The following is a 12,135-nucleotide window of genomic DNA, read 5'->3' as shown; positions in this document are numbered from 1 at the left end:
TATTCAATAAGTCTTACGCTGGCAACGCCATCAGGAATGCGCGTAACGGTGAAAAGTCTGCCGGTAAATAGTGAGACAGTAATGGTAACTCAGCCCGGTCAGCCAATTCTTTTGGCAGTGGCAATGTGGTGCCAAGGATCTGCTCTACGCTCTCTTTAAATTTAGCCGGATGCGCGGTACCCAGGAATAATCCAAACTCACCTTCTTTCAGCTCATCACGCAGCAAACGATAGGCAATGGCACCGTGAGGCTCGGAGGTGTATCCCTGCGCAGCCAGCTCGCGTAATGTTTTAGCCGTAGTCTCATCGCTCACTGCACCATAGCCTAATGAACTAAGAGGCCACTCTTTACGGCGAAATAACTCTTCAATACGCGGCCAGTTGTTTGGCTGGCTGACATCCATCGCGTTAGATAAGGTGGCAACAGTTTTATGAGGCTGCCATTGGCCATTTGCCAGATAGCGAGGAACGGTATCATTGGCATTAGTGGCGGCAATAAAGCGCTTCACCGGCAAACCTAATGATTTCGCTAACAGACCTGCCGTCAGATCGCCAAAGTTACCGCTTGGGACCGAAATTACTAATTGATTACGCTGTTCCTGAGTCAGTTGCGCTACTGCCTCAAAGTAATAACAAATTTGCGCCAGCAGTCGACTAATATTGATGGAGTTAGCAGAGTTAAGACCCAGCTCTTTTTTCAGTACTTCATCATCAAAAGCCTGTTTAACCAGTGCCTGACAGGCATCAAAATCCCCATCAATAGCCACGGTATGAATATTACCGCCCAGGGTACAGAACAATTTTTCCTGCAGTGGGCTGATTTTGCCTTCAGGATAAAGGATTACAACTCGTACATTCTTTAAACCATAGAATGCATGAGCAACGGCGGCACCGGTATCACCGGAGGTAGCCGTCAGAATGGTTACCGGCGTATCACCAGCTACTTCAGCCAGCATTTGCGCCATAATGCGTCCACCAAAATCTTTAAACGCCAGCGTTGGACCATGGAATAGCTCTAAGGTCGCAATATCTTTTTCAACCGCCACTACCGGGGCTGGAAACTGAAAAGCATTCGCGACTCGTTTAGCTACAGCATCCGCTGATATTTCATCACCGATGTAGGCTGACAAAATGCGGGCGCTGCGGGTAACAAAATCCAGTGAGAGTAAATCATCGATTTCTGAACTATCAAAAGCAGGCAAATCAGCCGGGAAAAATAACCCCTGTTGTTTACCTAATCCCTGACGTACTGCCTGAGCAAAACTAACCTGTTCGTTATGATCTTTTAAGTTATACAGTTTCATTGTGTCGCTATTTTCCATTAATCCAATTTACGGGCACCGGCAGTATCCAGACGGCAGACGTGAACAAAGCCTTCATCATTTTGTACATAGTGTTTTGCCAGCCAGTCGGCAAGGCGCTGTGCAGTTTCCAGACGATCGCTCACCGCAAACAGCGTTGGGCCAGAACCAGAAATACCACATGCCAGTGCACCAATATCCTGTGAGGCTTTACGAGCTTCAGCAAAGCCCGGTAACAAGCGGGTACGGTACGGTTCAGCAATCACATCTTGCATCAGCTTAGCTGCCAGCTCTGGCTGTTGGGTATGGCAGGCATGAATAAAGCCAGCCAGATAGCGACCATGACGGATACAATCCTGACGCAAATACTGCGCCGGTAATATCGCTCGCGCTTCGGCGGTAGAAACTTTAATGCCCGGATAGGCCATCACCCAGTACCAGTTATCAAAACCGGGTACCGACTGGCTGATGATGCCATTTTCTTCCAGCATCAGTTGCATACCCCCCAAATAACAAGGAGCCACGTTATCGTAATGCACGCTGCCGGAGATTCGCCCTTCCAGCTCGCCCATCATGCCAAGCAGTTCAGTCTGATTAAACGGTCGGTCGCAGAATTCATTCAACGCCATTAAACCGGCTACCACTGAACAGGCGCTGGAACCTAACCCGGAACCAATCGGCATATTCTTTTCTAACACCATCGCCACAGGCAGTTCGCGCCCCAGGCGCTGGCAGAATAACTCCCAGCATTGATAAACGATGTTTTCTTTAGGCTCTGTCGGTAATTTGCTAACAAAACGCCCTTTATTGCTCAGGCTAAAGCTGTCCGACGATTGAATGCTGACGCAATCTCCCAACAAAGCTCCGTCAATGGGCGATACTGCTGCACCCAATACGTCAAACCCCACGCTAACGTTACCTATCGAGGCCGGCGCATAAATTTTTATCATATTAAACTCCCAGCTTTCCTGACAGAGTACGTAGCATATCGGCGAAAACACCAGCGGCGGTAACATCGTTACCGGCACCATAACCGCGTAATACTAGTGGTAGTGGCTGATAATATTGGGTGTAGAATGCCAGCGCGTTTTCGCCGTTTTTCACTTTGAATAATGGATCGTTATCGTCCACTGAATCAATCTTCACCCGACATTCACCCTCTTCAATCATACCTACATAGCGTAACACTTTGCCCTGACTGGCGGCCAATGCTACACGTTCTGCAAATTCAGCATCTAACTGTGGCAAACGTTCCATAAAGGTTGCCACATCACCACTGGCATCAAAAGATGGCGGCAATACGGATTCAACTTTAATTTGATCCAACTCCAGCGAGTGGCCTGCTTCACGAGCCAGAATCAGTAATTTTCGTGCCACATCCATACCGGATAAATCATCACGCGGGTCGGGCTCGGTATAACCTTTTTCTTTTGCCAGACGGGTCGCTTCCGACAGGCTTAATCCTTCATCCAGCTTGCCAAAAATAAACGACAGTGAGCCAGAAAGAATACCCGAAAAGCGCATCAGCTCATCACCGGCATTTAGCAAGTTCTGTAAGTTCTCAATAACCGGTAATCCCGCACCTACGTTAGTATCGTAAAGGAATTTACGGTTACCGCTGCTGGCCGCCTGTCGCAACTGATGATAATAGTTCATCGTATCGGTATTTGCTTTCTTGTTTGGCGTTACCACATGGAAGCCATCCGCAAGGAAATCAGCATATTGAGAAGCGACTTCCTGGCTGGAAGTACAATCTACGATCACCGGATTGAGTAAGTGGTACTCTTTTACCAGACGAATTAAACGCCCCAAATTAAACGGCTCTTCTGCCGCAGCCAGCGCTTCACGCCAGTTAGTTAAGTCGATTCCCAGCGTGTTGGTAACCATACCGCGAGAATTGGCAATGCCGCATACCCGCAACTCAATATTCTTGCGTTTCAACCATGGCTGCTGGCGATAGATCTGATCCAACAACGCGCCACCAACACCACCAACGCCAATTAAGAACACATCCAGCACCTGATTAGTATCAAATAATACCTGGTGGCTGGCGCGTACGGCAGTAGTCGCTGAGTCATTACTCACTACCGCAGAAATCGAACGTTCTGAAGAACCCTGAGCAATGGCTACAATATTGATATTTGCACGAGCTAATGCACTAAAGAAACGCGCAGACATGCCGCGTAGCGTCCGCATATTGTCACCAATCACTGAAATGATCGCCAGTTTGTCGACCACATCCAGTGGATCCAACAGTCCATCTTTTAACTCCAGATAGAACTCATCTTCCAGCGCACGGCTGGCGCGGGCCAGCTCACTTTGCGGTACGCAAAAGCTAATACTGTATTCAGAAGAGGATTGAGTAATCAGCACCACTGAAATACCAGCACGGGACATGACGGAAAATACTCTGGCAGCCATCCCCACCATCCCTTTCATTCCCGGACCGGAAACGTTAATCATCGCCATATTATTTAAATTGGTGATGCCTTTAACCGGGTAACGATCGTCACCGCTCTCACGGCTGATGAGAGTTCCCGGTGCTTGTGGATTAGCGGTATTTTTTATCAGGCAAGGAATTTGGAACTGGGCGATGGGGGCGATAGTACGAGGATGAAGAACTTTAGCGCCAAAATAGGATAACTCCATCGCCTCCTGATAAGACATTGATTTAAGCAACTTGGCTCCCGGAACAGAACGCGGATCGCAAGTATATACCCCATCAACATCAGTCCATATTTCACAACTGTCAGCGCGTAAACAGGCCGCCAGAACCGCTGCTGAGTAGTCGGAACCATTACGCCCCAAGACTACCAGCTCGCCTTTCTCATTACCGGCAGTAAAACCAGCCATTAAAATAACGTGATTATCAGGAATACCCAACTCAACCAAACGGCGAGTTGATTCAGTAATATCAACCGTAGACTCCAGATAGTGCCCATGAGCCAGCAACATAGCGACCGGATTAATTACCGTTACGCCATATCCCCGAGCCTGAAAAACGGATTCCATAATGGCAATAGAGAGCTTTTCACCACGGCTGATGATAGAAGCGTTAACGCTGTCAGGACACTGGCCCAACAGAGAAATACCGTGAAGTACATGTTTCAGTTGAGCAAATTCCTGCTCCACAAAACTCTTTAATCGACCATATTCAAATCCTGGCTGATCTTCAGCCAACCCGGAAAGCAGTTCAGCAAAGATCTGTTCGGCATCCATCATATTGGTCATTACGTCCTGACCGGCTACCGTTTTCTCAATCATGGCAACCAGATGGTTAGTAATTTTTGCCGGAGCAGACAGTACCGTAGCAACCTGGCCCTGACGCGCATTATTTTCAATGATATCCGCCACGCGCATAAAGCGTTCGGAATTTGCTACTGATGTACCGCCAAATTTCAGAACTCGCATCTCTTGGCCTCTCCTGCCTTAATCCAGTTATGATGTAAATTATTCGCAAAAAAAAACCCGCACTCGATTCTACGGTGCGGGCTTTTTTTATTTCTTGTAAGCGTCAGCCCGCCCCGCTACTGGTTGTACCGGTGGTGGTAATGATTGTAATCATCAGGCTAACGTTTTGCATGTTTGGTGTTTGTCTCTGGTTTGTTTTATTAACGCTATATACTGGTTAAAGCAATTGCGACTCAGAGTCAAATTATTTTTCATATTTCATTAAAATTTATTCTCTGATTTTACTACGAATTTTTATATCGAATTTAAATAATTTCAATTAAATTCAAATAATTAAAATCATCAAATCGCAACTATTTATCAGCATCTGATTTTTCATTAACGCTCTCTCATTTTGATAGTGATGAGAATTCATGCCGTAGAACCTGACAAATAAACACCGTTCAGATGAAAAATGAAGATACAGTCTCAATATTGATGATATTAGCTATAATATTAATACATTATCTTTTACTACGGCCCGTTTATCCTGAACACGTTTTTGTGCTCATAAAAGTTGCAATTGAAAAATATTTGTTAAAATATATTTCTTTTTAGGATAAAAAGAAGGAAAATCCTCCCGCTGCCACACACGCCTTGGCTTTAGTGAAAAACACAGCGGCATAAATGTTTCAAATTGAGGTTTTTATTGAGGTTGAATTGTGAAAAAAAGGTCAAAAACTGGCATGTGATATGCATTGTTTTTGTAGATTTTTCTCACAAATCAGCTAATGTGCTATAACTATTATTGATATATATCAACAAGCCACAAGTTTGTTGATCGGCAAAAGAAAGACTCCTGTTATATTGCTGCTACAATAAAGAGTAATAAGTGATCAGTTTTAACAAATCACAGGTATGTAGGTAGTTTGCCTTGGCCGAACCAGCGATTGTGTTGAAATTTGAAATAGCACGGGGATTCGTCCCTTATACTGCGGTAGTCTGTTTTAGCTATAGATGGTTTTAAAAACAAAACCAGACCACTGTAATATTAAATTGATTTTGTTGGCAAATTAGGTAACAGACATGCAAACCCCGCATATCCTGATCGTTGAAGACGAACTAGTAACTCGTAACACATTAAAAAGCATTTTCGAGGCGGAAGGATACGTTGTCTTTGAAGCCAATGATGGTGCAGAAATGCATCGGATTTTGTCCGACCATAATATTAATCTGGTCATCATGGATATCAATCTGCCCGGCAAGAATGGACTACTGCTAGCTCGAGAGTTACGTGAGCAAGCTGCGGTTGCATTGATGTTTTTAACCGGCAGAGATAACGAAGTAGATAAGATTCTTGGCCTGGAGATTGGTGCAGATGATTACATCACTAAACCATTTAATCCACGTGAACTGACTATCCGTGCACGCAATCTGCTATCCCGGACGATGAATCTTGGCGCAGTGAGTGGTGAAGAGCGTAAGCTGGTTGAAAACTATAAGTTCAACGGCTGGACTCTTGATATCAATAGCCGTTCTCTGATTAATCCTAACGGAGAAATGTTCAAACTGCCTCGTAGCGAATTCCGCGCGATGCTGCATTTCTGTGAGAATCCGGGCAAAATTCAGTCTCGTGAAGAGCTATTGAAGAAAATGACCGGACGTGAACTAAAACCTCACGACCGTACAGTTGATGTGACTATTCGTCGTATTCGTAAGCACTTTGAATCAACGCCGGATACACCAGAAATCATTGCAACGATTCATGGTGAAGGCTACCGTTTCTGTGGCGATCTCGAAGAATAATCAGCACTAGCGAACAAAAAAACCAGCATTTATGCTGGTTTTTTATTATCTAAATTTACTTACCGGACTGGCTATTGCCCCAGGGAATGATAGGCACAGTACTCAGCGCATTTTTAGGCGAACCATCAACCACTTTATCGGAATAGACCAGATACACCAGCGTATTACGCTTGTTATCATAAAAACGAACCACCTGCATACTCTTGAAGATTATCGAAGTTCGCTTACGAAATACCTCTTCACCATCCGCTTTACGATTTTTAATTCGATCGGTCAGCGTGATTGGTCCCACCTGAATACAGGAAAGCGCGCCATCAGCAGTATCTTCTGCCAGTCCCAGCCCACCTTTGATGCCACCGGTTTTTGCCCGACTCAGATAGCAGGTCACATTTTGAACATCCGGATCGTCAAAAGCTTCAATGACAATTTTATGGTCAGGCCCCAACAATTTAAATACCGTATCAACAGAGCCAATCTCTTCTGATTGAGCACAGGCCGACCAAAACAGTGTGGCAGAGCAAAGTGCTAAAATGGCCTTCTTCATTCGCTATCTCCAGTGAACATCAATTAATTACTATATTAATGCAATTATGACCCGTCGGTACACAACTAAAGCCCGGTTTCAACCCGCTGAACCATAGCCACAAACTTATGTCAAATAGACGTGGAACAGAACATTTAAAAATTGTTATGATGCACGGGAAGTGTTGTGATATAGCACAGTAATACCTTGTTTCAAGCTAAGGATTACGCCAGTATCCTTCACCTGTTAAAAAAACATTTTTTGTGATGCAGTGTTTAAAACCAACCATAAAGTGTTATAAGTCAGTATAGCTACGCCAATTCTGTAGATAATGCGCCCAATTAATGAGGAAGTTTTTTATGGATCAAGCCAGTATTATCCACGATCTTCTAGACTGGCTAGAAAATCATTTAGACCAACCATTATCTCTGGATAATGTTGCTGCGAAGTCAGGCTATTCTAAATGGCACCTACAGAGAATGTTCAAAGAAGTTACCGGACAAGCTATTGGTTCTTATATACGCGCTCGCCGTTTATCCAAAGCTGCCGTAGCCTTAAGGTTGACGGCCCGGCCAATTTTGGATGTGGCGCTACAGTACCGTTTTGACTCCCAACAAACGTTTACCCGGGCGTTTAAAAAGCAGTTTGCTCAAACACCGGCATTCTATCGTCGCTCCGATTCATGGAGCGCTATTGGTATGTGTCCACCAATTAAATTATCCGGCAACAATTTAGTACCAGTAGAATATGTTATTCAGGAAGAGAAACAGCTGGTGGGAATGACCCAGAGCTATACCTGTACTCTGGAAGAGCTATCTCGGTCTAAAACGGCAATTCGTACCCAGTTCTGGACCCAGTATTTAGGTAATGCCCTGACTGAAGTTCCGCCGATTCTGTATGGTCTTAACCACACCCGGCCAAGTCAGGAGAAGGATGATGAGCAGGAAGTATTCTATACCACAGCCATTGAACCTGAACATGTGCCGCCAGGCGTTGAAGGCCATGAAGTTATCCTTCAGGGGGGTGAATATGCCCTGTTCCGCTACAATGGGCCGCCGGATGGATTACAACAGTTTGTCATGACGCTCTACGGAACCTGCCTGCCGCTTCTGAAGCTGACGCGCCGTAAAGGCTATGATATTGAAATATTCCATCCTAAAGGCGTTAAAGTTGGTGACAGCGCCCCGGCGGTAATTTCCGGCGAATATATGATTCCGATCCAGCGTTAACGCTGGATCTCATCCAGAGCATCTGCCGTGAGGTGCTGAGTATCTCCGGCAAACTCCACTATCCATCCCGGTGCCAGCCATGGGCTGTTTTGACTCTCTACCAGAGAAAGAGAACAGTTACGCAAACGTAAGCGGCGTTCCGCATAAGGGGGGTGCCCCAGCACATTTCCCAACAAACTACCTAGTGCAATACCGTGGCTAACCAGAATCGGGCGACTACCCTCAGGCAGTTTTTTACAATCCTCTAATGCTGCACGCATACGAGTTGAAAGCTCAGTTAGCGATTCACCTTGAGGAATACGACCATTTGGCGTGCCATCAAGGATCAACATGCGCTGCTGTTCTTCTTCCGGGGTAAGTGAATCGACACGGCGCTGTTCTAAAACCCCCATATTCAACTCTCTCAGGCGAGAATCAAAAGTGGGTTCAATACGACAATATTCGGCCAGCAATTGAGCTGTCTGGCGAGTTCGCCCCAAATCACTGGCAATAATATGGGTGATACCCATACTCTTTAAGCGTTTACCGGCCTGACGGGCCTGTAACTCGCCTAGAGCGGTCAATTTACTGTCCGTTTGCCCCTGAATTCTGCGGGCAACATTCCATTCTGTTTCACCATGTCGAATTAAGTATACCTGTGTCATGCCTGTTATCCGTTATACTGTGGAAATTGTTTTCTTACTACCTTGATTTAATTCTATGTATCATGTGATTGCAGCAATCACTAACCCCGCTAAGATCAATGCCATTAGCGAGGCATTCACCGAACTGTTTGGCCCTGATAGCTGTCGAATCGAGAGCGTTGAAGTCAACAGCGGAGTCCCTAATCAACCTATGGGCGATAAAGAAACCCGTACCGGCGCTCGTCATCGGGTAATGTCTGCCCGTCAGGTCAGACCGGAAGCTGACTTTTGGATCGGTATCGAAGCCGGGATTGATGATGATATGACATTTGCCTGGATTGTCATTGAAAATAATCAGTGTCGTGGTGAAGCTCGTTCAGCCAGTCTGACTTTACCTCCAGTGATCCTGAAAAGCCTGTATGAAGGTAAAGAGCTGGGTGATGAAATGGCTCAGCTAACCGGAATCAGTAATATTAAACAACAGGGTGGAGCAATTGGTCTGTTTACTGAAGGTCGGCTTTCCCGTACCAGCGTCTATCAACAAGCGCTTTTACTGGCTTTTGTACCCTTTCATAACGATATTTATCAGGTACATGATAAATAAATTAAACCAAAACTCAGATTATTTATCAGTCTCGTTAAGCAATGTCTCTTCCAGCCAGGTTCTGAATTCAGACCTGGCCATTTTTAAACTGTTTGAACCACGGGTAATAGTAGCAATACCAGCACCCAGCTCACTCTTCAGCTCTCTCTGACTCATTTCACCACGCATAAGTTCCTGAATGATCCTGACGCGTGTACCCAGTGCTTCTCGCTCATCTGGCGTCATTAACAGCTGTAACAGGTCAAGCTGATATTCATCGGCAAAAGATTTCTGTAACAGAGTGACAAAATCTTGCCACTCTTGCTGTTGATTTGATGCTGACATGAGATTCTCTCCGGCTGATGAACTATCTTGCTAGTACAATAGCATAAGCCGGAGAAAAATGCAGAGATAAACATATTATCAGTAGCTGCGTTTCCATTCGGTGTCAGTCATAACAACAGTTGGCTGACTCATAAAGCTACGGTAGAACAAATCGTAAGCCAATACGTTCTTCACATAGCCACGAGTTTCGTTAAATGGGATACTTTCCACAAATGCAACGGCATCCAGACGCCCTGCACTGTTATTTAGCCAGCTATTAACCCGACTCGGGCCCGCATTGTATGCCGCAGCAGCCAGAATACGGTTTTTGCCGAACATCTGATAAGTATGTTCCAGATAGGTTGTTCCCAACTGGATATTGGTTTCAGGGTCGAGCAACTGACTGACATTATTATAGCTAATGGTGCTATTACGCTGTGCAGTCTGCTTCGCCGTTGCTGGCATTAGTTGCATTAATCCACGCGCCCCAACCGGTGACTGAGCCTGTGGATTCCAGGCGCTTTCCTGACGGGCAATCGCCATCGCGAAAGAAACCGTAATATCTTTATCATTGGTTGAGGTTTTAAACATGCTTGGATAAGCCAGAGGGAAACGCTCTTCAATGTGATCCCACAGCTTAGCGACAATGGTCGCCTGAACGCTGAGATCCGCCCAACCTTGCTCAAAAGCGTACCGGGCTAAAGCTTCCTGCTGTTGCTTTGGTAAACTCTCAACCAGATTACGCCACTCAGAGCGCGCCAGATTATCCTGATTCCAGTACATCAACTCACGTACCCGATTGACTTCAGCACGTTGAGTTAACGACTTGGTTGGTTTGACTGCATTTTCCACCCTGACCGGATAATGTACATTCAGGCGCTGAGCTGCAACCATCGGATAAAAACCGCGGTTGGTCATTAAGTCACGCAGAATAGTTTGCCCTTCACTCTTCTTACCTTTAGTAATTAAGCTATCAGCAAGCCAGTAGCGCCATTCATCTTTTGCTGCATATTCGGCAGGCAAGCGGGTAATCCACTGTGCGATGCCATTTTGGTCGCCATTACTCAATGCCAGGCGAATACGGCGTTCAATCAAATCACCATCAGTACTACGCGCCACTGCGGCATCACGCCAGTTGGCCTGCTCGCTGGTGACATTATTATTCATCAGGCGAATAGCAATGCTGCTTTCCAGCGCTTGTTTATCCTGCTGACTCATTTTTTGTGCGCTGGCGATTTGCGGTAACATCGCCCGAGCTCTTTCCACATCTTTACGGGCCGCTTTTGCAAACGCTAAACGGGTTTCTTCTCGTGTAAAGTCCGTTGGTGAAAACTCACGGGCAAAAGCATCAACACTTAACGGATCCTTCTGTAATCGACTGATCCCATCCCCTATACTTTTATAGTTAGCAGGTAGTTGTGAAATCAGAGAACTCACTAATGAAGTATTATCTTCTGCACTGGCTAAACGGATTCGCTCCAGAGTGACCAATGCCGTTTGATGGCCTGCATTACGCCACTCGCTGAACAGTTTGTCACAGGATGAAGGCAATGATTTACCGGTTAGCCAGATAGTTTTGGCCTCATCAAAGGCCTGCTGGCGATTACCGGTGGCCCATTGGGCATAGTGGAAATTACAGCGAGCCGCAACAGAAGACGGCGCTTCTACCGTAAAACTAACGATACCATTCCAGTCCTGACGACGAGCCAGTTCATTAATAAAGTTATTTTTCAAATTGCGCGAAAGCGGCAGCGTAGGATAACGAGTTACAAACTGCCCGGCTTGTTTAACGCTTAAAGCGGTTAAATCCTGAGTCAGTTGGCGATATTCCAGATAAGGATAGAGTGGATAGCTACTTAGCGTTGGCATTAAACGAGAAACCTCATCCATCTGGTTACTGTCCCATGCCATTTTCACTTGCTGATAGCGCTCACGCTGAGCGCCGAGAGAATCAGCCCATGCGTTTTGAGCCGTTACGGCGACCATCAGCCCCGCTATAAATGTACTTTTATTGATTAAGCTGCGCCAATTTTCCGTCACAAATATCTCCACTTTTTCTGCAATTAAGCTATTAATATTAGCCTGATTCAGAGCTAATTCAGTTAGCATCACACGCGACATCCACGCCACTATAAGTATGTAATATAGAGTATAGCGTTATCTTGACCGACGCTGAAAAAACCAACGCTCTGAAGAAATTAACTAAACTAAAAACATCATATCAATGATAAACAATGAAACTTTGCCATTGTTGGCAATAGCATCTCTTTTAAATTGCCAGAGGCCGTAATTTCACTAAGACAACGAAATACCCGTTTGATTCCCTCAAAAAAGACCAGGTAACAAAAAACCCTCCT

Annotated in this window: 10 protein-coding genes and 1 other annotated feature; of the genes, 3 read left to right on the top strand and 7 right to left on the bottom strand. The window is 45.6% G+C overall.

What is annotated here, in order from left to right; all coding sequences use genetic code 11:
• Positions 1-13 precede the first annotated feature (13 nt).
• The 3 genes from thrC to thrA are packed head-to-tail and all read right to left on the bottom strand — an operon-like array spanning position 14 to position 4,711.
• Positions 14-1,303, bottom strand: coding sequence for a threonine synthase (gene thrC / locus GOL65_RS15055; RefSeq protein WP_140919496.1), 1,290 nt, complete (start codon positions 1,301-1,303; stop codon positions 14-16).
• A gap of 17 nt (positions 1,304-1,320) precedes the next feature.
• Positions 1,321-2,250 carry a homoserine kinase gene (thrB, locus tag GOL65_RS15050; protein ID WP_140919495.1) on the bottom strand — a complete coding sequence of 310 codons (930 nt, stop codon included), beginning with the start codon at positions 2,248-2,250 and terminating at the stop codon, positions 1,321-1,323.
• 1 nt (position 2,251) lies between these two features.
• Complete coding sequence (gene thrA / locus GOL65_RS15045) at positions 2,252-4,711, bottom strand: bifunctional aspartate kinase/homoserine dehydrogenase I (protein WP_140919494.1); 2,460 nt, start codon at positions 4,709-4,711, stop codon at positions 2,252-2,254.
• 46 nt (positions 4,712-4,757) lie between these two features.
• Positions 4,758-4,876, bottom strand: a sequence feature (Thr leader region).
• A 900-nt stretch (positions 4,877-5,776) separates the two neighbouring features.
• Here thrA and arcA point away from each other — a divergent pair.
• Entirely contained in the window at positions 5,777-6,496 is a 720-nt protein-coding gene (gene arcA / locus GOL65_RS15040; RefSeq protein ID WP_130592399.1) for a two-component system response regulator ArcA, read from the top strand.
• Between the two features lie 55 nt (positions 6,497-6,551).
• Here the strand turns inward: arcA and creA are convergent, their stop codons facing one another.
• Positions 6,552-7,040 carry a protein CreA gene (gene creA / locus GOL65_RS15035; protein WP_140919493.1) on the bottom strand — a complete coding sequence of 163 codons (489 nt, stop codon included), beginning with the start codon at positions 7,038-7,040 and terminating at the stop codon, positions 6,552-6,554.
• A 338-nt stretch (positions 7,041-7,378) separates the two neighbouring features.
• Here creA and robA point away from each other — a divergent pair, with 338 nt between their 5' ends.
• The gene (gene robA, locus GOL65_RS15030) at positions 7,379-8,248 is read left to right on the top strand and encodes an MDR efflux pump AcrAB transcriptional activator RobA (protein ID WP_140919492.1); all 870 of its coding nucleotides are present in this window, start codon (positions 7,379-7,381) and stop codon (positions 8,246-8,248) included.
• On the opposite strand, the gene gpmB is transcribed toward robA, so the two are convergent.
• A complete protein-coding gene (gene gpmB, locus GOL65_RS15025; RefSeq protein WP_140919491.1) occupies positions 8,245-8,892 on the bottom strand; it encodes a 2,3-diphosphoglycerate-dependent phosphoglycerate mutase GpmB in 648 nt (215 codons plus the stop codon). The genes robA and gpmB overlap by 4 nt on opposite strands.
• A 55-nt stretch (positions 8,893-8,947) precedes the next feature.
• Between gpmB and yjjX the strand changes: the two genes are divergently transcribed.
• Positions 8,948-9,475, top strand: a complete 528-nt coding sequence (yjjX, locus tag GOL65_RS15020) for an inosine/xanthosine triphosphatase (RefSeq protein WP_140919490.1) — start codon at positions 8,948-8,950, stop codon at positions 9,473-9,475.
• A gap of 18 nt (positions 9,476-9,493) precedes the next feature.
• Here the strand turns inward: yjjX and trpR are convergent, their stop codons facing one another.
• Positions 9,494-9,799, bottom strand: coding sequence for a trp operon repressor (gene trpR, locus GOL65_RS15015; protein WP_140919489.1), 306 nt, complete (start codon positions 9,797-9,799; stop codon positions 9,494-9,496).
• A gap of 78 nt (positions 9,800-9,877) precedes the next feature.
• Positions 9,878-11,794, bottom strand: coding sequence for a murein transglycosylase (sltY, locus tag GOL65_RS15010; RefSeq protein WP_228723189.1), 1,917 nt, complete (start codon positions 11,792-11,794; stop codon positions 9,878-9,880).
• Between the last annotated feature and the right edge of the window lie 341 nt (positions 11,795-12,135).

This window comes from Limnobaculum xujianqingii (assembly GCF_013394855.1).
GTDB lineage: Bacteria > Pseudomonadota > Gammaproteobacteria > Enterobacterales > Enterobacteriaceae > Limnobaculum > Limnobaculum xujianqingii.
This window is presented reverse-complemented; position numbering and strand designations above follow the sequence as displayed.